The 22165-nt window shown below is 54.2% G+C and carries 22 protein-coding genes and 1 tRNA gene; 17 read left to right on the plus strand and 6 right to left on the minus strand.

The genetic code is table 11. The features are described from left to right. The first annotated feature begins 16 nt into the window (after window positions 1-16). From QBD29_RS16725 to QBD29_RS16735, 3 genes are all read left to right on the plus strand, one after another. Window positions 17-92: transfer RNA gene (locus QBD29_RS16725), tRNA-Lys, on the plus strand. Window positions 93-232: 140 nt separating this feature from the next. Then, a complete protein-coding gene (locus tag QBD29_RS16730) occupies window positions 233-1294 on the plus strand; it encodes a type III polyketide synthase (RefSeq protein WP_280099218.1) in 1062 nt (353 codons plus the stop codon). Continuing rightward, on the plus strand, window positions 1294-1791 hold the full coding sequence (locus QBD29_RS16735) for an isoprenylcysteine carboxylmethyltransferase family protein (RefSeq protein ID WP_280099219.1): 498 nt from the start codon (window positions 1294-1296) through the stop codon (window positions 1789-1791). Before QBD29_RS16730 ends, QBD29_RS16735 begins: the two co-directional genes overlap by 1 nt. On the opposite strand, the gene QBD29_RS16740 is transcribed toward QBD29_RS16735, so the two are convergent. The 3 genes from QBD29_RS16740 to QBD29_RS16750 all read right to left on the minus strand — a co-directional run bounded on the left by QBD29_RS16740 (window position 1788) and on the right by QBD29_RS16750 (window position 5215). Beyond that, on the minus strand, window positions 1788-2255 hold the full coding sequence (locus QBD29_RS16740; protein ID WP_280099220.1) for a YHS domain-containing (seleno)protein: 468 nt from the start codon (window positions 2253-2255) through the stop codon (window positions 1788-1790). The genes QBD29_RS16735 and QBD29_RS16740 overlap by 4 nt on opposite strands. A gap of 78 nt (window positions 2256-2333) precedes the next feature. Beyond that, window positions 2334-3500 (minus strand): response regulator, encoded by a 1167-nt coding sequence (locus QBD29_RS16745; RefSeq protein WP_280099221.1) that lies wholly within the window; start codon window positions 3498-3500, stop codon window positions 2334-2336. Continuing rightward, window positions 3497-5215 carry an ATP-binding protein gene (locus QBD29_RS16750; protein WP_280099222.1) on the minus strand — a complete coding sequence of 573 codons (1719 nt, stop codon included), beginning with the start codon at window positions 5213-5215 and terminating at the stop codon, window positions 3497-3499. The genes QBD29_RS16745 and QBD29_RS16750 overlap by 4 nt, the downstream gene beginning before the upstream one ends. A gap of 265 nt (window positions 5216-5480) precedes the next feature. On the opposite strand from QBD29_RS16750, the gene QBD29_RS16755 reads away from it, so the two are divergent. The 11 genes from QBD29_RS16755 (at window position 5481) to QBD29_RS16805 (ending at window position 16948) form a co-directional block, all read left to right on the plus strand. Further along, window positions 5481-6485 carry a DctP family TRAP transporter solute-binding subunit gene (locus QBD29_RS16755; RefSeq protein WP_280099223.1) on the plus strand — a complete coding sequence of 335 codons (1005 nt, stop codon included), beginning with the start codon at window positions 5481-5483 and terminating at the stop codon, window positions 6483-6485. 66 nt (window positions 6486-6551) lie between these two features. Further along, complete coding sequence (locus QBD29_RS16760; RefSeq protein ID WP_280099224.1) at window positions 6552-7220, plus strand: TRAP transporter small permease; 669 nt, start codon at window positions 6552-6554, stop codon at window positions 7218-7220. Continuing rightward, a complete protein-coding gene (locus QBD29_RS16765; RefSeq protein WP_280099225.1) occupies window positions 7220-9010 on the plus strand; it encodes a TRAP transporter large permease in 1791 nt (596 codons plus the stop codon). Before QBD29_RS16760 ends, QBD29_RS16765 begins: the two co-directional genes overlap by 1 nt. Before the next feature lie 67 nt (window positions 9011-9077). Further along, window positions 9078-9371, plus strand: coding sequence for an SCP2 sterol-binding domain-containing protein (locus QBD29_RS16770; RefSeq protein WP_280099226.1), 294 nt, complete (start codon window positions 9078-9080; stop codon window positions 9369-9371). A gap of 129 nt (window positions 9372-9500) precedes the next feature. Then, window positions 9501-10376 (plus strand): ribokinase, encoded by an 876-nt coding sequence (locus QBD29_RS16775; RefSeq protein WP_280099227.1) that lies wholly within the window; start codon window positions 9501-9503, stop codon window positions 10374-10376. Further along, entirely contained in the window at window positions 10373-11293 is a 921-nt protein-coding gene (locus QBD29_RS16780) for a nucleoside hydrolase (RefSeq protein WP_280099228.1), read from the plus strand. Before QBD29_RS16775 ends, QBD29_RS16780 begins: the two co-directional genes overlap by 4 nt. 10 nt (window positions 11294-11303) lie before the next feature. Next, window positions 11304-12146 (plus strand): 2OG-Fe(II) oxygenase family protein, encoded by an 843-nt coding sequence (locus QBD29_RS16785; RefSeq protein ID WP_280099229.1) that lies wholly within the window; start codon window positions 11304-11306, stop codon window positions 12144-12146. A gap of 57 nt (window positions 12147-12203) precedes the next feature. Further along, window positions 12204-13205: a BMP family ABC transporter substrate-binding protein gene (locus tag QBD29_RS16790; RefSeq protein ID WP_280099230.1), complete on the plus strand. Its 1002-nt coding sequence runs from the start codon at window positions 12204-12206 to the stop codon at window positions 13203-13205. A gap of 131 nt (window positions 13206-13336) precedes the next feature. After that, entirely contained in the window at window positions 13337-14872 is a 1536-nt protein-coding gene (locus tag QBD29_RS16795; protein ID WP_280099231.1) for an ABC transporter ATP-binding protein, read from the plus strand. Next, window positions 14869-15987, plus strand: coding sequence for an ABC transporter permease (locus QBD29_RS16800; RefSeq protein WP_280099232.1), 1119 nt, complete (start codon window positions 14869-14871; stop codon window positions 15985-15987). The genes QBD29_RS16795 and QBD29_RS16800 overlap by 4 nt, the downstream gene beginning before the upstream one ends. After that, window positions 15980-16948 (plus strand): ABC transporter permease, encoded by a 969-nt coding sequence (locus tag QBD29_RS16805; protein ID WP_280099233.1) that lies wholly within the window; start codon window positions 15980-15982, stop codon window positions 16946-16948. Before QBD29_RS16800 ends, QBD29_RS16805 begins: the two co-directional genes overlap by 8 nt. 72 nt (window positions 16949-17020) lie before the next feature. Here QBD29_RS16805 and QBD29_RS16810 read toward each other — a convergent pair whose 3' ends face one another. Next, a complete protein-coding gene (locus tag QBD29_RS16810; RefSeq protein ID WP_280099234.1) occupies window positions 17021-17596 on the minus strand; it encodes an HD domain-containing protein in 576 nt (191 codons plus the stop codon). Window positions 17597-17696: 100 nt separating this feature from the next. Between QBD29_RS16810 and cdd the strand changes: the two genes are divergently transcribed. Next, the gene (gene cdd, locus QBD29_RS16815) at window positions 17697-18095 is read left to right on the plus strand and encodes a cytidine deaminase (protein WP_280099235.1); all 399 of its coding nucleotides are present in this window, start codon (window positions 17697-17699) and stop codon (window positions 18093-18095) included. On the opposite strand, the gene QBD29_RS16820 is transcribed toward cdd, so the two are convergent. Further along, window positions 18092-19525, minus strand: coding sequence for an amidase family protein (locus tag QBD29_RS16820; protein ID WP_280099236.1), 1434 nt, complete (start codon window positions 19523-19525; stop codon window positions 18092-18094). The genes cdd and QBD29_RS16820 overlap by 4 nt on opposite strands. Continuing rightward, window positions 19525-20400 carry an amidohydrolase family protein gene (locus QBD29_RS16825; protein ID WP_280099237.1) on the minus strand — a complete coding sequence of 292 codons (876 nt, stop codon included), beginning with the start codon at window positions 20398-20400 and terminating at the stop codon, window positions 19525-19527. Before QBD29_RS16825 ends, QBD29_RS16820 begins: the two co-directional genes overlap by 1 nt. Before the next feature lie 114 nt (window positions 20401-20514). Here QBD29_RS16825 and QBD29_RS16830 point away from each other — a divergent pair, with 114 nt between their 5' ends. Both QBD29_RS16830 and QBD29_RS16835 read left to right on the plus strand, forming a co-directional pair. Next, the gene (locus tag QBD29_RS16830; RefSeq protein WP_280099238.1) at window positions 20515-21561 is read left to right on the plus strand and encodes an ABC transporter ATP-binding protein; all 1047 of its coding nucleotides are present in this window, start codon (window positions 20515-20517) and stop codon (window positions 21559-21561) included. A 64-nt stretch (window positions 21562-21625) separates the two neighbouring features. Then, on the plus strand, window positions 21626-22153 hold the full coding sequence (locus QBD29_RS16835) for an ester cyclase (RefSeq protein WP_280099239.1): 528 nt from the start codon (window positions 21626-21628) through the stop codon (window positions 22151-22153). The last annotated feature ends 12 nt before the right edge of the window (window positions 22154-22165 follow it).

Raw genomic sequence — 22165 nt, forward strand, 5'->3', positions numbered from 1 at the left:
CCCCCCTCACAAGTGTGGGCCCTTAGCTCAGTTGGTAGAGCAACTGACTTTTAATCAGTAGGTCGATGGTTCGAACCCATCAGGGCTCACCACTTTTTCCCTTACCAACGTTACACGTATTCACATGAATTCGATCAATCGTGTAACCGTACTATCTTGAGGTTGGCAGCCGCACTCGCATAGTAGGGGCTCACACGCTGTTTTTGCTCGATTAACCCAGTTAGGCGCATTCATGTCAGTATTCTTGCACGGTCTTTCAACGGCATTGCCGCCCCACACGTTGCCACAGGACCAAGTCAAAGAACGCGCCGCGATCATCTTTGGGGAAAAATACCCGCAATTCCCGCGTCTGTTAAAAACATTCGCCACAGCGGAAATTGATAAACGCCATTCTGTCGTCCCCATTGATTGGTTTTCCGAACCCCACGGCTGGAAAGATCGCAACGATATTTTCATGGTTGAAGCCAAAAACCTGTTCATCAAAGCGGCGGGTGCCGCGCTCAACGATGCAGGGTGGCGCGGGGCTGACGTGGACACTGTTGTGACTGTGTCATCAACAGGCATCGCAACCCCCACGCTCGACGCACAAGCCTTTGAGGAAATGGGATTTCGCAATGATATCATGCGCGTCCCCGTTTTTGGCTTGGGGTGCGCTGGGGGCGTTTCGGGCCTGTCCATCGCCCAATCCCTTGCCTCTGCTAAACCCGACTCCAAAGTTTTGTTGGTGATCGTGGAAACCTGTTCGCTCGCCTTTCGGGCTGATCGCTTGCAAAAGGCTGACATCATCGCATCCGTTCTGTTTGGGGATGGTGCTGCCGCCGCGTGTCTTTCAACCCAAAAAACAAAAACACGCGAAATCACTTTGTCGGGTGGACACCAAAAAATCTGGCCAGACACGCTCGGAATCATGGGGTGGGATGTGGATGAAACAGGTCTTGGCGTGGTCTTTGACCGCTCCATCCCCAGCTTCGTCTCGGAACATTTCGCCGAAGCCGTGAACGAAGCGCTAACGGCGACCAATCTAAACGCTGATTCAATCGACCGCTACGTCTGTCACCCCGGGGGAACCAAAGTTGTCGAAGCCATCGAAGACGTGCTGCATCTGGATCGCGGCGTCCTCAACGCCGAACGGGATGTTTTGCGCCGCGCGGGCAACATGTCAGCCCCCACAGTCTTGTTCGTGCTGGACGCGGTTCTAAAACAAGGGGCAACAGGAAAAATGATGGCCTGCGCGCTCGGCCCTGGGTTCACCGCGTCTTTCTTGCCATTTCAAGTCGCTCAAGGAGAAATCTGATGCAAACTGGCGCCATTCTGTTCCTTGCTTTCATCATCGTGCAACGCCTGTCTGAACTGGCCATTTCAAAGGCGAACACAAAGCGTCTGATTGAACGCGGCGCATACGAAGTTGGCGCTAATCACTATCCCGCCATGGTGGCCATGCACTCTGCTTGGATCGCCTGCCTTGTCCTGTTTGGTATTGGCCAAAGCGTATCCCCTTTCTGGCTGATCCTGTTTGTGGTTTTGCAAGCCTTCCGCATCTGGATCCTCGCCAGCCTTGGGTCCCGCTGGACCACGCGCATCATCATACTCGAAGAACCGCTGGTCACACGCGGCCCGTTTAAATTTATTCGCCATCCAAACTACGCTCTTGTGGTCGCCGAAATCATCGTTGCGCCCATGGTGCTTGGTCTGTGGTGGGTTGCAGTGCTGTTTACGATCCTAAACGCGGCCATGCTATATGTTCGCATCGGGGCCGAGGAAAAAGCCCTGTCGCCGTTGCGCGGGTCTTAATCGAGCGTGTCCCAAAAGGCCTGCGCCTTTTTAATCATCGCATCCGCACCTGCATCAAACTTTTTGCCACCAACGGGACGCGCAAACATATACAGTTTGTTTCCGTGAATCCGCCACACCTCTGGGTCCGCTGGAACCAGTTTCTTGAACGAAGCTGCGCGTGTGCAATACCCGCCAAACTGTGGTGCAAAACGTTCGGGATTGGCGGCAAATAGGTCCGCTTCTTCTTGGCTGGCAAATCGCCAAGTCGCGTCATTCCAACTGACTGAATACACCTCAGACCCTTGCGCAGGGCCGTTTTTCAAAAAATAGGCAGTGGTGTCATACCCACGAATGGCGGCCCCTGTTGCGGCATCCTTGGCAATGCGCCCTTTGGCAAATGCAGGCAGTGCCAAAGACACCCCAGCCACAAATACGGATGTGATTAACACGTCACGGCGGGTTGGTTTGAATGCAGGTTTCACCAGGTGCCTCCTTTGAACAACGCCGCAAGGATAAGCACGCCGTTTGAAGACCACCAATCACGTTCTCGTGGCGTTTCGTTACTGGTAATCGCGAGGGCGCAAACCATAACGTGCCAATCGGTCATATAGCGTCTTGCGGGGCAGGCCCAACACCTCTGCCACTTGCGTTGCTTTACCTTTGTGCTTGCGCAGGGTTTCTTCCAATACACCGCGCTCGTAATCGTCAAGTTTTTGCGCCAACGTCTTATTCTCGGTCGTTTGATTTTCTAGAAAATCATTTGCAAACGCCCGCAATTCCAACAGATTTTCCGACCAGTCCCTTTCTTCCAAACTCCTTATTACCTCATCTGGAATGATCGGCATTTCGAGGCTCCTGTTGCGCACAGCGTGCCGCAACACGGATTCAAACATCACACCAATGTCAGAAATCCGCGCGGCAAAACTTGGCACATGCACCGTGACGCATTCAAGATCAGCCAAAGTGGCAACGTTGCGCTGCGCGGATGCAATCAGACGCACGTCATCGCGTTTTTGGACCGCTGCCAACACGCAGGCAATTTGCGCTTCCGATGCTTGGTCCACAGAGCGAACGGATAAATCCACCGCACCAGATTCGAGCCTGAACTGCTGTGGATCAATTTCGGGCGCACGGACAATTTGGAAATGATCGCGCCCTTCGGACAACGTAAAAATTGTATGCGCCGCCACCCGCTTACCAACCCCCAAATCACCCAACAGCATCACGTGACGCCCCGTCTCTGCAACCGCCCGCAAGTCCGCACGCAAGGTTTTGCTCGCCGCCGTTTCGCCCGGAAAATTCACCGATGCAGGATCACTGCGTTGCATCAAACGTTCCATGCGCCGTGTGCGCAAAACCAATTCGCGGTGGGTCAACGCGCGGTTCAAAACCCCCAACAGATGCTCCGCCTCGCAGGGTTTTTCCAAAAAGTCATAGGCCCCTTCTTTCATGGCGCGAATGGCCATTGGCACATCCCCTTCGCCTGTTAGCATCACAACAGGCAAATCAGGATCAACCTTTTGCGCCAGTGCCAAAATATCAAAACCGTCTTTTTCGGGCATACGAATATCGGTCAGTACAACGCCCGCGAAATTGGCCCGAATGGTGCGTCGCGCCTGCACAAAATGCGCAGTCGGGATCACGCTAATCCCTTCCAGATCGAGCGTCTGCGCCAAGGAGGCCCGCAAGGCATCATCATCCTCGATCAACAAAACCTGTCGCGTCATATGGCCTTCCTCAACTCAACACAAAACTCTGCACCGACATCCAAATTTCGGCAGGACAACTGCCCGCCAAAACTGCCGATAATCCCATAAGAAATTGACAACCCCAGCCCCAACCCTTTGGACGCACCCACGTCTTTGGTCGTATAAAACGGTTCAAACACGCGATCAGGGTCGGCCAAACCACTGCCCGTATCAGTGACATAAATCCGCACTGTTTCTGCGCCAACGTCCACACGCAGACCCAACACTTTCTGATCCGCATCGGCCATCGCGTCCATGCCGTTGCTCATCAGATTGACCACAACCTGCTGCAACCGAACAGGGCCGCCCATCACCATCACGGGTCCGCTTAATGGCTCGTGTCGCAACTCAACGTCTTCATCACGAAGCCGCTGTTGCGCCAAACGCACCACATCGGCCAAAACAATGCTCAGGTCTACAGCCTCTGCCACCTCCACCTCGTTCCTTGCGAAACCACGCAGGTTTTTCATGATGCGCGTGATACGAACCACTTGCTCGGAAATTTGGTTCAGGTTTTCGGATGCCTCTGGCAAGCGATTCCGATCAATCAGCTTAACTCCGTTTGCCGCAAAATTCTGGATCGCCGCCAGTGGCTGGTTTACTTCGTGGCTGATCCCAGCGGACATTTGGCCCAGCGCTGTCAACTTGCCAGCTTGGACCAGCTGATCCTGTGTTGCTTGCAATTGCGCGGTGCGCTCCTCGACCCGCGCTTCGAGCCGTGCATTGGCCTGTGCTTCTACTTGCAAGCGGTCGCTCAGACGCCGCCGCCGTTGGTTCAGCGCGATCAAAACCGCCCCTGCCGATGCCATCAACGCCAAGGTCAAATACGCCAGCACCCGTGCATTTTGCGCAGCATCTTGAACGTCGAGATATATCTGTGCGGTCAAATCCACGCGCGGCATGTATTCGCTCAACACAAGAGCATGGGCAGGCAAAACCGAAGGCAAAACCGCCGCCCCGACCACATTGTCTACGCTAACTCCCGCAGGGCGAAACGGCAGTTTTGGGATAGGAACACCGTTGTAAAACCCATCGCGTGGATGGTCCTCCAGATTGGCGTCAGCGGAATTCAAACGCAGCTCCACACGGTTGGTCACAAAAACAATGTTGGCCGTGTCAAAGAAGGCGATAACAGCTTGATCGCCTTCCCATTCAAATTCCAACTGCGCCACATCCACACGGATCACAATCGCGCCAATCGGTGGCGCCACACCATCAATGACACCACGGGACACAAAGAAATCTCGCGCGCCCGTGCGCCCATCAATGCCCCGTTCAAACCCCAAACCACCGCTTAACGCGCGGCGTACGTATTCTGGGTTGCCCCAGTTGTTGCCAAATTCCGTATAGGGGCGTTCAAAATCTGATGCGGCCACCACACGGCCTTGCAGGTTCAGCACAAAAATTGCGTCCGCCCCAACCGTCAGCGCGGTATTGGCAAGGAAATCATTCGCCGCTTGCACCGTGTCTGGATCGCGCAACGCCGCAACAACGGTTGGATGTCGTACCAATAGATTTGGCAATTGCTGAAACGGCGCCAATTGACCCAACAGCCGATCAGACGCCTGTTCCAATTGCACCGTTCCCGTGCGCCGCAACTGATTCAGATTAGCCCGATACGCAAACGAATAGACCGCAATTGCAACCGCAATTGCCAGCAGACAAAACACCAAAATGGGTAAAATCCGTTTCACAGATACCCTATCCAAACCCACGCGAATCTGCGCTGTCCCATACTCCGCACCCTTGCCCAAAGCACAAGGCGAACTGTCCGAAAATTCGCACAAACTGCGTCATGTCTAAATGGCAGGTAAATTTTCCGTTACTTTTCAGCATCCTATAAAACGGTCAAAAAACTCTTTGCACTAATCGGATGCGTATAGTGCTGTCATCGCAGTCGGATCAAATCCGCAAACCTCATGCGGGCAAAGGCTCGTTTATTTTCCTTGGGAGGAAACCATGAAAACTTTCTTGAAAGCCGCCTGCGTTGCCGCAGTCGCATTTGTACCATCTATCGCTGCCGCATCTTGTGAAGACGGCGAAGTGGTTGTGAAATTCGCTCACGTGACCAACACAGACAAGCACCCAAAAGGCATCGCTGCCTCCTTGCTGGAGCAACGCGTGAACGACGAAATGAACGGCAAAATGTGCATGGAGGTTTTCCCGAACTCCACACTTTATGACGACAACAAAGTTCTCGAAGCGATGCTTCAGGGTGATGTTCAACTGGCCGCACCATCGCTGTCCAAGTTTGAAAAATTCACCAAACAATTCCGCATCTTTGACCTTCCGTTCATGTTCAACGACATCAACGCCGTGGACGCATTCCAGAACTCTGACACAGGTCAGGCGATGAAAGACTCCATGCAGAAACGCGGTTTGCAGGGCCTCGCATTCTGGCACAACGGCATGAAGCAAATGTCAGCCAACAAGCCACTGTTGTTGCCAACGGATGCAAACGGTTTGAAATTCCGCGTTCAATCTTCTGACGTTCTGGTTGCCCAAATGGAAGCCATCGGCGGCTCCCCACAAAAAATGAAATTCGCCGAAGTTTACGGCGCGTTGCAAACAGGTGTTGTGGACGGTCAAGAAAACACATGGTCCAACATCTATGGCAAAAAGTTCTTTGAAGTTCAGGACGGCGTGACCGAAACAAACCACGGCATCATCGACTATTTGCTGGTAACTTCTGTTGACTGGCTCGATGGGCTCGAAGCAGACACACGTGACCAATTCATGACCATCGTAAAAGAAGTCACCGAAGCACGTAACGGCGAATCCACTGCCGTTAACGCAGGTGCTAAGCAGGCAATCATTGATGCAGGCGGCACGGTGCGTCAGTTGACAGCAGAACAGCGCGCAGCATGGGTTGAAGCCATGAAGCCTGTTTGGGAAAAATTCGAAGGCGACGTAGGTGCGGACAACATCGCAGCTGCGCAAAAAATCAATGCGATGACAAACTAAGTCATTTCAAATCAATCATGGGCGGGCCAAGGATGGCTCGCCCATTTTTCAAAGGGGCCTTTGCAAATGTCACACCAAACCCAATCACCCACGGATCGGATCGAGGAAACGCTCATCGCGCTTATCCTCGGGGCCATGACAGTGGTGACATTTGCAAATGTCGTCGCGCGGTACGGATTTAACTCTAACATCCTGTGGGCCGTTGAATTTACCGTCTTTCTGTTTGCTTGGATGGTTTTGTTGGGCGCATCCTATGCCGTGAAAATCGGCGCGCATTTGGGCGTTGATGCGATCCTAAACCTCGTGTCGCCAAGCGTGCGCAAGGTCATGGGATTAGTCGCCGTTGCTGTGTGCATCGCGTTTTCACTGCTTTTGCTAAAAGGGTCTTGGGATTACTGGGCCAATTTTGCCAACCTGCCTGGAACCGAAGGCCGTTGGTTCCCCACTGGTTTCGAGGATAAATTCCGCGGCAAGGCCTGGTATGAAACCGATGACATCCCGATGCCCGCCATTCTGAACTGGATGGAAGGTGCGTTTAACGATGGCGACGAATACGAAAAACTACCCCGCCTGATCCCCTATATGATTATGCCAATTTCCATGGCCTTGCTGGTGTTCCGCTTTATCCAAGCCGCATTCAGATTGCTGCGCGGGGACATCACAATGCTGATCGTCAGCCACGAAGCCGAAGACGCCGTTGATGATGCCGCGCAATACGTGAAGGAAAACACATAATGGAAGTCATCCTCCTTTTCGCCATGGTCATCGGTCTGTTGATGATCGGTGTGCCTATCGCTGTGTCCCTTGGCTTTTCCTCGGTCATGTTCCTGTTGTGGTTCTCAGACTCTTCGCTCGCGTCCGTGGCACAAACCTTGTTCAACGCGTTTGAAGGGCATTACACGCTGCTGGCCATTCCGTTTTTCATCCTCGCCAGTAGTTTCATGTCCACGGGCGGTGTCGCCCGAAGGATTATCGACTTTTCCATCGCATGTGTGGGCCATTTCCACGGCGGCCTGGCCATTGCTGGTGTGTTTGCCTGTATGCTGTTTGCCGCCCTGTCAGGGTCATCCCCCGCCACTGTGGTTGCGATTGGCTCCATCGTCATCGCGGGTATGCGTCAAGTGGGCTACACCAAGGAATTCGCCGCAGGCGTGATTTGCAACGCGGGCACGCTCGGCATCTTGATCCCGCCCTCAATCGTGATGGTTGTGTACGCCGCAGCGGTCGAGGTTTCGGTGGGCCGTATGTTCCTTGCAGGCGTAATCCCAGGCCTGATGGCGGGGACCATGCTGATGATCGGCATCTATGTGATGGCGCGCGTCAAAGACCTGCCCAAAGGAGAACGCGCCCCTTGGGCAGAACGTCTTGCCACAGCACGCGAAGCAGGCTGGGGCCTTTTCCTGATCGTCATTATCCTGGGCGGTATTTACGGCGGGATCTTTACCCCAACCGAAGCCGCCGCCGTAGCCGCGATTTATGCGTGGATCATCGCCAGCTTTGTTTACCGCGACATGGGCCCGCTGCAGGCAAAACCCCTGCTTGCCTCCGAAGACGAGGCACAAAGCCTGCTTGGCCTGCGGATCGCTGGCATCGCACTGATCTACGGCGTCTTTGGCGCTGGGTTCTTCTATGCCACATACGGCAGCTGGATGGCCGCGGGTCTTGGCCTGTTGATCGCCACCGCGCTTGCGTTTGTTGCCTTGCTGGTTCTTGCCGTTATTTTCCACGTTGCAAATAAGGCGCGGATGCTCACGGTTGCACAGATCGGCATCGCCGCGCTGGCCACGCTTTATGTGTTTTTCTCCACCATCATCCCTATGGGCTATGGCATCATTGGAACCGTGCTGTTGGTCAGCGTCATCTTCCCCGTGCAAATCTTCTTGCTGGGTCTGATCGCGGGGCCAGTACGATTGCTCGGGGAAACAGAACACTCGCTGATCACATCCGTTCGCACAGGCGGCGCAACGCTCGTCACAGGACTGCCTCGCATCGCCAGCACAATCTGGCATCGCGACACCATCGACACATTGTTCGAAGCAGGCAAACTTACCGTGACCCTGTTGTTCGTCATCGCAAACGCGCTGATCCTGAAACACGTGCTGACGGATGAACAAATCCCGCAACACATCACCGAAGCCATGCTCGCCGCAGGCCTTGGCCCCGTTGCGTTTTTGATTGTGGTGAACGTGATCCTGCTGATCGGCGGGCAATTCATGGAACCCTCTGGCCTGCTCGTAATCGTCGCGCCCCTCGTATTCCCCATTGCGATTGAGCTGGGTATCGACCCGATCCATCTGGGCATCATTATGGTGGTGAACATGGAAATCGGCATGATTACTCCGCCAGTTGGCCTCAATCTGTTTGTTACATCTGGGGTGGCTGGTATGCCGATGATGGCGGTGGTTAAGGCGGCTCTGCCGTTCCTCGCCATCCTCTTTGTGTTCCTGATTATGGTCACTTACATCCCGATCATTTCGACGTTCCTGCCAAACCTTGTGATGGGGCCGGAAATCGTGACGAAGTAACGCCAAGGCATCCTTGCGGGCGTTTCCCCCAAACCCTAAACCTTCCGCAACCGCGGGAGGTTTTTTCATGTCAGACATCGTTGCAGAATTCATCGCGCACCTTGGCCCACGGGTGGCTGGTACGTTGCATGGCACCGCCAAACTGGTCATCACAGATGAAGGCAGCATCATGCTTTCCGATCAAGGCGCAGTCGAAGGCGACACGGAAGCCGACGTCACCCTCAAGGCCAGCGAACAGGTGTTTCGAAATATCCTTGATGGATCGCAAAACCCTGCCATGGCGTTTATGTCGGGCAAGCTGAAAGTGGACGGCTCCAACATGCGCGCACTTAAAGTGTCCGAAATCCTGACATCAGACTAAGCGGCGCAAAATTCTTGATTCGCCCTGCCAGTCAAGCAAAAATATGGCGAAAATAACGCTAGTTTTGCGATTACAAACCCACTAACGTCGATCGCTACTTGATTCCAAATGTGGCGAAAACCAACGAAAATGATCCTCAACTTTGGCTCCATAAACCTCGATCTTGTGTATCGTGTGGCGACCCTGCCAACACCAGGTGAAACGCTGGCAAGCACGAGTTATGAAAAGTATTTGGGCGGCAAAGGGGTCAACCAATCCATCGCTGCACATCGCTGCGGAGCAGAGGTTTTGCACCTTGGGTGTGTTGGTCCCGACGGCACATGGCTGCGGGAACAAATCACGGAATTTGGCCTGTCGCTTGAAGGCATTAAATCCGTCGAAGATCACACAGGTCATGCGGTGATCCTTGTTGATGACAGCGCGGAAAATCAGATTGTTTTGTTCGGCGGCTCGAACCAAGCCTTTACAATGGAGCAGATCGAAGCGGCACTGAAAAAAGCCAACCCGAAAACCGATTGGGTTATCTGTCAGAACGAAACCAATCTCGTGCAAGACATGGCACAATCCGCGAAATCGAAAAACCTGCGTGTTGCCTATTCTGCCGCCCCTTTCGAAGCAGACCATGCCATTCCCATGCTCGACCATATCGACCTATTGGCGGTGAACGAAGTCGAAGCCGCCGCCTTGCAAGAAGCGTTGGGCAAAGACCCGCGCGACATCGGTTTGCGCTATTTGCTGGTGACCAAAGGGGCCGAAGGTGCTGATTTGCACACGCATCATGAAACCATTCACCAGCCCGCTTTCAGCGTGTCTCCACAAGATACCACAGGTGCTGGCGACACGTTTCTTGGTGCGTTTATGGCAGAATTTACGCTGTCGAATAACCCAGCCAAGGCCTTGCGTTTTGCCGCCGCTGCTTCTGCGATTCAAGTGACCCGCGCAGGGGCCGCCCCTGCGATCCCGATGCGCGACGAAGTTCTGACGTTCCTGAAAGAAAACCCATGACCCATAAAATCATCATCGACACCGATCCGGGCATCGACGATGCCATGGCGATTTTCTACGCAGCGCTGCACCCTGACATTGATATCGTTGGCATGACAGGCGTGTTTGGCAACGTTACCGCCGATATCGCAGCACGCAACGCGATTGTGCTGGCAGAGAAGATGGGCCAAGCCATCCCCGTTTCAAAAGGCGCAAATGTGCCGCTGATGATGGAGCCAAACGGCGTATCGGATTATGTTCACGGGACCGAAGGGTTTGGCACAATGCCCGCGCAACCGATCAAAGGCGCACCTGTTGGCGAACCCGCGCATGAGTTTATCTGCCGCATGATCAACGAAAACCCGAACGAGATCATTCTCTGCCCCATCGGCCCGCTGACGAATATCGCGCTGGCTTTGCAACACGACCCTACTATCGCGGCCAAAACCAAAGCGGTCTACATCATGGGCGGCGGGCTCGATAAAGGGAACGTCACCGAATATGCCGAAGCCAACATCTGGAACGATCCGCACGCCGCTGACATCGTCTTTGCTGCCGATTGGGATATCACCATGGTTGGGCTTGATGTGACCACCCGCGTGCAATGCGTGCCTGCCGATTTCGATCGTCTGGAAGCCGCCGCCCCCAAAATCGGGGGTTTCTTGAACGAAGCCGTACAGTTCTACTTTGACTTCTACGCCTCCCATTACGGCAAGCGGGGTTGCGATATGCACGACCCGTCGGCAATCATTGCCCTGACCGACCCCCAATATTTTACCATTGAAACCCACGCCCTAGAGGTTATCGTGGACGGCGCTCGCATAGGTCAGACCGTTCGGTCTGCCGATCCTTCCCGACCCAAACACAAGGTCCCGATGGACGTCGACGTCGAAGGTGTAAAACAACGGTTTCTATCCATGATCGAAACTGGTTTTTAAGGAGACTGAAATGACAGAATTTTCCGTACTCGCCGTCAGCCCATCTGACCCAGACGCCCCTGAGAAATTTGCAAAATCCTTGCGTGAAACAGGGTTTGCCGTGATCAAAGATCACGACATCGACATGTCCGAAATTTCCGCCATGTACGACGTATGGCAGCCTTATTTTGCTGATGACAGCAAACTTGATGACGCCACAGAAATGGGCGATCCATCTGGCTATTTCGGGTATAAATCTGAAAACGCCAAAGGGGCCGCGCAGAAGGATTTGAAAGAATTCTATCACGTTTATCAGAAAAACGATCTGCCAGATGGCGTGTCGGACGTGACCAAGAATTTTCATTCCAAAATGGTCAACATGGGGAAAATGCTGCTCGGCTGGCTCGATCAAGTGACACCGGAAGATGTGAAATCACAACTGTCCATGCCATTCGAAGATATGATCGAGAATTCCGAATCCCACCTACTGCGCGTTCTGCATTATCCACCGCTGCCTGATGACGTACAGCCAGGCGAAGTACGCGCCGCCGCGCACGGGGATATCAATTTGATCACCCTTCTCGTCACAGGGTCCGAACCAGGCTTGCAGGCACAGGATGTGAACGGCAACTGGCATGACATTCCGTGCGGCACGGGCTACATCAACGTAAATGCGGGCGATATGTTGGAACGCGCGTCGCGTCAGTACTATCCATCCACGATTCACCGCGTGGTGAACCCGCCCGCGCAAGAAAACAAATCCCGCTACTCGCTTCCGCTGTTTATGCACCCGCGCCCAGACGTGCAGTTGGATCATCAAACCGCAGGCGAGTTTCTGGAAGAAAGATTAAGAGAGATCGGACAGCGCGGGTAATCGCGCACCGTTAAAAACCAAGGCGCGACTGCTCGCGCCACCAACTAGGAGAAACCCATGAAAAAGACTTTCACAACACTGCTCGCTGGCGCGTTCACAGCAGTCGCATCTTTTGCATTTGCAGAAGATTTCAAACCAGCCGTTATCTACGATATGGGCGGCAAGTTCGACAAATCCTTTAACGAAGGCGTGTACAACGGCATCAAAAAGTTCTCAGAAGAGACTGGTGTTGAAGTGATGGAATTCGAAGTCACCAACGAAGCACAACGCCAACAAGCCATGGAAAAAATGGTTCAGCGCGGCGCAACCATCGTTTTGGGTGTGGGCTTTGCACAGGCAGATGCGATTTCTGCGGTTGCTGCGGCGAACCCAGACGTGAACTTCTCAATCATCGACGTGTCATGGCTGGATCACCCGAACCTGCGCCAATACGGCTTTAAAGAGCAAGAAGGCTCCTACCTTGTTGGTATGGCGGCTGCGATGGCCTCTAAAACAGGCAAAGTTGGCTTTGTTGGCGGCATGGATATTCCGCTGATCCGTGCATTTGGCTGTGGCTATGAGCAGGGCGTAAAGGCTGTGAATGCAGATGCAGAAGTTTTGCAAAACATGACAGGTACAACGCCTGCTGCTTGGAATGACCCAACAAAAGGCGCCGAGCTGACACAAGCGCAAATCGACCGTGGCGCAGACGTTGTATACGCGGCAGCTGGTGCCACAGGCGTTGGTGTTTTGCAGGCTGCAACAGACGCTGGCAAATTGTCCATCGGTGTGGATTCAAACCAAAACCACATTCACCCAGGTTCCGTTCTGACATCCATGCTGAAGCGCGTTGATGTTGCTGCTTACGACACAATGAAAGACGCAATGTCAGGTAACTTTGACACGGGTGTTCGCATCTTGGGCGTAAAAGAAGGTGGCGTTGGCTGGGCACTGGACGAGCACAACGCATCCCTGATCACAGACGAGATGAAAGCCGCAATCGACGCTGCTTCTGCAAAAATCTCTTCTGGCGAAATCGTTGTTCACGATTACCGTTCCGACAACACTTGCAAAATGTAAGCGTTTAAAATTCGGGGGCGGCCCATCGCGGCTGCCCCTTTCTCTTATCAGCTTTCGTCTATGCTCGCGCGCCGAGCCTAATCGTAAGCTGGGCACAGACCCACGGGGAAACACCTTAAACAGGGTGAGGGATGGAAATGACTTACGCGCTCGAACTTAACGATGTGTCCAAATCTTTTGGCCTCGTCCACGCGAATAAAGACATTGATTTGGCGGTTTCCGCAGGATCCATTCACGGCATTATCGGGGAAAACGGCGCAGGAAAATCCACCCTGATGAACATCATCTATGGGATGCACCGCGCCGATAAAGGCACCATTGCATTCGGTGGCAAACAGGTGGATGTGCGTTCTTCCGCAGATGCTATCGAACATGGCATCGGCATGGTTCACCAACACTTTATGCTGGTCCCGACCTTTACCGTTTTAGAAAACGTCATGCTCGGCTCCGAAGGGGGGCTAACACTGACCGAAGGTCGTGCCACCGCCCTTGAACGGCTTACGCATCTGTCCTCAACCTATAACCTTAATGTAGACCCGCACGCACTGGTGTCCGATCTGAATGTGGGCCAGCGCCAACGGGTCGAAATCATTAAAGCACTGAAAGGCGGGGCCAAGGTTCTGATCCTTGATGAACCCACAGGGGTGTTGACCCCGCAAGAAGCCGACCAATTATTCGAAATCCTCAAGGTGCTGCGCGACGACGGGGTGTCTGTGCTGCTGATTACCCATAAACTGACCGAAATCATGGACATCACCGACACGGTATCCATTATGCGCCAAGGCGAAATGGTCGGGCACCGTAAAACGGCGGACACGTCCCCGCAGGAATTGGCCGAACTCATGGTCGGGCGCGAAGTCCTGCTCGAAGTGGACCACACCCCCGCCAAACCTGCCGAAGTCCGCTTTTCTGCCAAGAACCTCGGCTATACCAACAGCCAAGGCGTGGTGGAGTTGGAGGATATCAACTTCGAGGTTCGCTCCGGTGAAATCCTTGGCGTGGCAGGGGTGTCTGGCAACGGACAAACCCAATTGATGGAAACCCTCGCAGGGATGTTGCCGCTGACCACGGGTTCGATCAACGTGCTGGGCACGGAAGTAACCAACCAAGACGCCACCAACCCGCGCAAAATCCGCGATCTTGGCGTGGGCCACATTCCCGAAGACCGCCACACCCACGGCCTGATCCTGAATTTCGAGGCGCGCGAAAATATGATCCTCGGCTTTCATGAAACGGATTTAGCGGGCAGCGGTAAGCTGTTTAACTACGCCGATATTCAGCGGAACTGTGAAGACAAAATGGCCCATTACGATGTGCGCCCGTCTAACCCCCGACTGAGCGCCGCCAACTTTTCAGGGGGCAACCAACAGAAAATCGTGATCGCACGCGAATTTTCCGCCAATCCTGGTGTTCTGCTTGTTGGCCAGCCCACACGGGGCGTCGATGTGGGCGCCATTGAATTTATCCACAAACAACTGCTGGAACTGCGCGATGCTGGCTGTGCAATTCTGCTGGTCTCCGTAGAACTCGACGAAGTCATGTCCCTGTCAGACCGCATCATGGTCCTGTGCGATGGCCAAAACGTTGGCATCATTGATGCAGACAAAGCAGACAGATCAACGCTCGGCCTGATGATGGCGGGTCAAAAACAAGAGGCCGCCGCATGAGCAAGCCGACTCCTCCATTGCCCCGCTGGGCCGATATCTTGCTGCTGCCGCTGATAAATTTGCTGGCAGCCTTAACGGTGTGTGGCCTAGTCATATTTGCCATCGGAGAAAACCCATTTGCCGCGCTGAAGGTTATGATCAACGGCGCGTTTGTTTACCAAGGCGCGCTCGGTTACACGCTGTTTTACACCACCAGCTTTATCTTTACGGGTCTGGCGGTTGCGATGGCCTTCCACGCTATGCTCTTTAACATCGGTGCCGAAGGTCAGGCATCGTTGGGGGGGCTTGGGGCCACATTGGTGGCCTTCGCACTGGCACCTGTCTCTGGCTTTCTTGCCCTCCCGCTTGCGGTTGCTGGTGCCGCCGTGTTTGGGGCGGCTTGGGGCATTGTGCCTGGATACCTGCAAGCCAAACGCGGCTCGCATATCGTGATTACCACCATCATGTTCAATTTCATTGCCGCTGCATTGCTCGTCTGGCTGCTGGCAGGGCCCATGCTCGAAGCAGGCCAACAATCCCCTCAATCAGGGCTTTTGCCAGAACAAACGTGGTTGCCCAAAATACATGAAATGTTCGCATGGATTGGCATCAAAACCGCATCGACCCCGCTCAACGCCAGCTTTTTGATCGCCCTTCTGGCATCGTTGTTTTTCTGGGTTCTGATCTGGCGCTCTCGTCTTGGGTTTGAAATCCGTACCATCGGCCAAAATCAAGAAGCCGCGCATTATTCTGGCATCAACGTGGCCCGAGTCATCATCATCACCATGGCCATTTCTGGGGCGTTTGCGGGTCTTATGGCCATCAACCAAATTCAAGGGGTCAGCCACAAACTCATCCTTGGCTTTACCGCTGGCTATGGTTTCACGGGCATCGCGGTCGCGTTGATGGGGCGCAACCATCCTGTAGGCATTTTCCTTGCGGCGCTGTTGTTTGGTGCTCTGGTTCAAGGGGGCACTGAACTCGATTTCGAATTCACCGTTATCACCCGCGAAATGGTGCTGCTGATCCAAGGCATGATTATCCTGTTCTCAGGTGCGCTCGCCTACATGTTCAATCCCCCGCTCGCGCGACTGATCGCACGGCTCACCGCAAAGCAGGAGACATCAAATGGCTGATTTCCTCTACCAACTGCTGCTGACATTTGATGCCACGTTGCGCATCGCAACCCCCTTGATGTTCTGCGCCATGGCGGGCATTTTTTCTGAACGTTCTGGCATTGTTGATATCAGCCTTGAAGGCAAACTTTTGTCAGGTGCGTTTGTCGCCGCCACCATCACGGCCCTTACAGGAAATGCGTGGCTTGGCCTTGGCTGTGCCATGCTCGCGGGTATCACCATGTCCCTGATCCACGGCTTTGCCTGCATCACGCACAAAGGCGATCAGGTCGTGTCAGGCGTTGCCATTAACCTCCTCGCCTCGGGTCTGACCATTGTCCTTGGCATTGCCTTGTTCAAACGGGGCGGCCAAACGCCGTCTTTGCCCAAAGAAGACCGTTTCACCCCGATTGAATGGTGGGGCGTTGAAATCATGGACAGCGTGCCGATCCTTGGCAGCATCTATCGACAATTGATTTCAGGCCACAACCTACTGGTCTATGTGGCACTGTTGACGATCCCGCTCACAGCATTTGTCCTGTACAAAACCCGCTTTGGCTTGCGCCTGCGCGCGGTTGGCGAAGTGCCAAAGGCGGTTGATTCCGCTGGTATTTCGGTCGCATGGCTGCGCTACCGCGCGCTGATCATTGGTGGCGCGTTGTGTGGAATTGCAGGGGCCTATCTGTCCATCGCGCAAGGCGGCAATTTTGTAAAAGAGATGTCAGCAGGCAAAGGCTACATCGCGCTGGCGGCAGTGATCTTTGGCAACTGGAAACCCCTCACTGCATTTTTCGCCTGTCTGATGTTCGGCTTTCTAGAGGCATCCACTGCGCGGCTCGAAGGTTTTGAACTGTGGCTCATCGGCGAAATCCCCAGCCAACTTATGCAAGCGATCCCTTACATCCTCACCGTTCTGTTGCTTGCAGGGTTCATCGGCAAACCCAAACCCCCCGCGGCGATTGGGCAGCCATATCATAAGTAGGTGGGCCACGGCTGTACCGAGCGCCTCAAACCTTAACAAACGCTTACGCTAGACGCGTCATACAAGACGCGTCTAGCGTAATTCTTTATTAACTTTCGCCTCCATCCGACCACGCGTCTTTTCATCCACCATTGCACGCAACATCTTCAACAACGGATGCCCTGCAGTAGCCTCCCGCCGATACCCCAGATTAAATCCATAATCGAAATCCGCAGGGTTCTTGCCCTGCGTGTGCTGCAAAATCGTTTCTAACTTATCCAATCCCTTGATCACCTTCGCCTCGTCCGATGTGGCCCCATCGTATTCGTCCCACAGCGACAGAAACGCGTCTGGATCAGGTAAATCCCCCAACAACTCTATGAAATCCGCTCGCTCGTCTGCACTCTTATCCCCAACTTGCTCCGTTGCGGGAATGTCACCAGACACCGCTTCACCCAGATCATGCAGCACCGCCATTTTCAGCATCTTGGCCATGTCCAAACCCGCCAGCTGATCTTCAAACACCAGCACCCACAGGCACAATCGCCACGTATGGCTCGCCGTATCCTCAGACCGCCCACCAGAGGTGAAACCAGATCGAAACGTGTCTTTCAACGCTTCGGCTCGCTCCAAAAACGCCAACCGTTTTCGCGCCTCTTGCACATCCATCTTAACGCCTCGCTTCATTGTTCCACAAATACGCACCGCAACGCCCGTTGCCGCATGCGCCCGATCAGTCTACTCTCCATCCAAAACCAAAGGCCAGCCCATGACCCTCTCAGACGCTCAAATCCAAACCCTTATTGCCGAAGCCCAAGCCGCCATGGCTGAGGCGCACGCCACCTATTCCAACTTCACCGTTGGGGCAGCATTGTTGATGGAAGACGGCTCGATCGTGCGCGGCGCCAACATCGAAAACGCCAGCTTTGGGGCCACAATCTGCGCTGAGCGCAGCGCCATTGCTTCTGCTTTGTCCCAAGGCAAGCGTGGGATCAAAGCGGTGGCCGTCACCAATGCCACGGACACAAAAATCACCCCCTGCGGCATCTGCCGCCAAGTGCTTTATGAATACGGAACAGACATCCCCGTAATCTGCACCAACCAATCGGGCGAGCACATGATCCACACAATCTCGGACTTACTTCCGCACGCGTTCACGCTCGATTAAACGTGGGTCACGTTTGGATCAATCGGCGTCTTGGGCAAGTTTAACGCCCGTTCCAACGCCAATCCAACCTGCAACACCAATGCGTCCCCTTTGGGCGGGCCAATCAATTGAATACCAATCGGCATCCCTGATTTGGTAAAGCCTGCAGGCATTGCCAAGGCGGGCAAAGCCGCTGTAGTGGCAAGGAAAGAAAATCGCAGCCAATCCACATAATCAGGCATTTCCATCCCATCCACGACGGGCGGCCATTCCTGTTCTACAGGTCCAGGTTCCAGCCCAACAACTGGGATCGCCAGCACATCGAAATCGTTCAAAAACACACGCATCTGCTGATACACTTCGGTGCGTCCACGCTGCGCCAGATAAATATCATGGCTCGTTTGCTGCACGCCCACATCAATGTTTTCCTGCAAGGTTGCCTTAAAGTGTTTCTTCACCTCATCAGGCACAAAGTTGTTTACCGCCCCATAGTGCATTCCGCGCAACGCCACGTAGCTGTCGTAGAGTGCTGGCATTTCGGGGCAGTCTTCTTCCACCGTCATCCCAGATTTTTGCGCAATCTGCATCGCACCAGACAGAATATCGCGCACTTCGCGCTCCACGGGGGCAAACCCGCCTTGGTCCTCTGAAAACGCGATGCGGATGTTTTTCTTTTCCTGTTTTAACGCATCCTGAAACGAAACTTCGGGCGCGTGAAGGGACAGAGGAATGCGCGGATCAAACCCCGTCATATTGTCCAAAAATAACGCGCAGTCCTCTACATCCCGCGCCAGTGGTCCGCTGATGCCTTCGTTCAAAAACCCCGCAGGGCCCGGGCCGCCGCCAGCGCGTCCAGGGGTTGGGCGCAATCCGACCACACCACAATACCCCGCAGGGGTGCGGCAACTGCCCGCCAGATCGGACCCATGGCTCAGCCATGTTTCTCCCACAGCCAGTGATGCTGCTGCGCCGCCAGATGATCCGCCCGCATTTTTGCGTGTGTCCCACGGGTTGCGTGTATAGCCAAACACATCGTTAAATGTGTTCCCACCAGCACCAAATTCGGGCGTGTTCGTTTTGCCCGTTGTGATCGCACCGCGGGATTCCATGATTTTCATCAAGGGGCTGGAATTGGGCGAAATGTAATCGCGCATTCCCCATGATCCCATAGTGGTTTTCACGCCGCTGACTTCGTTCAGGTCTTTAATCCCAATCGGCAAACCACCGAGCCAGCCAGGCGCGCTCGGGTCAGTGTCTTTGATCGCATCAATCTGCGCATAGGCCCGTTCACGGCACTGGGTCACGGTGGCGTTTACCGCGTCGCCAACTTGATCCATCCGCTCATAAGACGCATCAAGCAATTCTTTGGGCGACACCTCTTTGCGGCGCAACATTTCCACAACGTCGCGGGCTGGTTTCGCGCAAATCTCTGGTCCTGTGTACTCCGCCATTATTGTCTCCCGTCAAAATAGAACGCGCTGGCCGTCCCTCCGAACACCGCATTTTGGTCGCCTTTGGGGATCAGCTCCTCGTAGGCGTTGATCAGAGTGTGATAGTCGCTGCTTAAACTGTCCACTGGAAAGTTCGATCCAAACATCACGCGATCCGCCCCAAACTGCGCAAGAACTTGGCTAACAATCGGTTTGATCTTAGTCGGTGTCCAATCGTGATCAAACATGCCGAGTCCAGACAGTTTGCACCACAAATTTGGCAGCGCAGACAAATGCCGCAGGTTTTCCGCCCAAAGGCCCAGCCCATCCGTACTGCGATCATGGGGTGATCCCGCATGACACAACGCGACCTTCAGGTCTGGCACTTGGGCCAAAACTTCGGCCATGCGCGGCATCAATTCTGGGATCAGTTGCAAGTCAAACGACAATCCCCGCGCCGCCGCAGCGTGCAATCCTTTGACAAAATCAGGATTGTCCAACAGATCATTTGTCCCCGTCTTTGCATCTTCTTCGGGGGCACGGCCCACGATCTGACGCACGCCAACGACACTGTCCATGGCCGCAAAGGCATCCAGCTGCGCCACCACGTCAGGGGCGGTCAAATCGCAAAACACCACCTGCACCATGGTCCAATTCGTGGACCGTGCCGCAACCATGTCCACCCAATCCGCCTCGGCCTTACCATCCGCCGCGCCCACTTGGATATGCACAGATGCGTCAAACCCGTGGGCGCGCGCATCGCTGGAAAACTCTGCCAACAGGTAATCGCGCGCAATCGGCTTTGGATCGCCAAAGAACCGCACCGCGTCTTCCATCAACCACGGATAATGCACTGCGTTTAAATCCCATAAATGGTGATGCGCATCGACTTTCATTTGAACCGCCTCCCAGCTTTTGCATACGTTTGCAAAAAACTCTTGCCCTAGCCCCGCCGTCGAGTCTAGTGTTTTTCAGATTGTCACCTTCTTTGCGATTCCGAAAGGCACGTCATGGCCGAAATCCAACTTAAAAATTTGTCCAAACGATGGGGCAGCTTTGTGGGCGTCGATAACTTCGACTTGACCATTGCTGATCAAGAATTTCTGGTTCTTCTTGGCCCGTCAGGTTGCGGCAAAACCACAACGATGCGCATGATTGCTGGGCTCGAAGATATCACTGAAGGGGAAATCATCATCGACGGCAAGGTCGTGAATGACCTAGATCCCAAAGACCGTGATGTGGCCATGGTGTTCCAATCCTACGCGCTTTATCCGCATATGAATGTGTATGAAAACATCCGCTTTCCGCTGATGGTGCGCAAAGTGGACCCAGCCACCCATGATGAAAAAGTACGCCGAGCCTCTGCTATGGTGGAACTGGATGAATTCTTGCACCGCAAACCGGCAGAATTGTCAGGCGGCCAACGTCAACGTGTGGCGCTCGCTCGTGCCATTGTGCGCGAACCAAACGTATTTTTGATGGACGAACCTTTGTCCAACCTTGATGCAAAACTGCGTGTGTCCACGCGCGCGCAGATCAAGAACCTCAGCCACGAATTGAAGGTCACAACCGTGTATGTGACCCATGACCAGATCGAAGCGATGACCCTTGCTGACCGCGTTGTTGTGATGAAAGCGGGGGTCGTGCAACAGGTTGGCACCCCCACCGATATTTATGACAATCCTGCCAATACATTTGTGGCAAGCTTCATCGGCTCTCCTGCCATGAACCTGATGAACGGATCGGTCAAAGACGGCACTTTCACAGCTGAAAATTGCACAATCCCCGGTGTCAACGCACCTGATGGCCCGCTCACGCTCGGCTTTCGCGCCGAAGACGCGTCCCTCGCCCAAACAGGGGGCCAGCTCAAAGCGCCTGTGTACACGATGGAACTGCTTGGGGATGCCACGATGGTCACGATCAAGGCTGGCGGTGAAATGGTCTCGGTCAAAGCCCACAAAGATTTCCGCGCTGAAATCGGCGATATGGTGGAAATTTCCGTCCCTGCCGAAATATGCCACGCATTTAATGCAACCTCGGGGGATCGGGTCGCCTGATCCAATCCGCCGCGTATGGCTGACACAGGTAACAACCTGAGCACAAACTCAAGAAAGGTGCCAAATGAAAGGCTCCCGCCCAGAACAAGCCGTCTTGTCACGAGATACAGACATGGCCAAAACCGCGCAAACCCGTGCTGTAATCGAAGGCATGGTGGATGGTCTGAATGACCACCGCATCGCAGATATTGGCGATTTCTTTTCCGAAACCTTCCGCTGGATGGGCAACACGGGTTGCGGCACCAAAGACGGCATTCGCGAGTTTCAGGATAACTGGCAAAAACCGTTTCAAGCCGCGTTTCACGATAAGGTCTGCGTGGATGAAGCCCGTCTCTATATGGGCGAATGGGCCGCTGCTTTTGGCCGCCAAGAAGCCACCCACGGCGGCGATTTCATGGGCGTTCCCGCTTCGGGCAAACGCATCGAAATTCGCTACATGGATTTCTGGAAAGTCGTGGACGGCAAAATCGTAGACAACTGGGTCATGGTGGATTTCCCCCATGTGCTCGCGCAACTCGGCGTCGATGTTTTCAACGGGATGGGCTGGGAAGCCTTTGATCGCGGCGAGAAAACACCGCCTGCCCCACAGTAATTCACAAGATAG

It is taken from the genome of Amylibacter sp. IMCC11727, assembly GCF_029854195.1.
GTDB lineage: Bacteria > Pseudomonadota > Alphaproteobacteria > Rhodobacterales > Rhodobacteraceae > Amylibacter.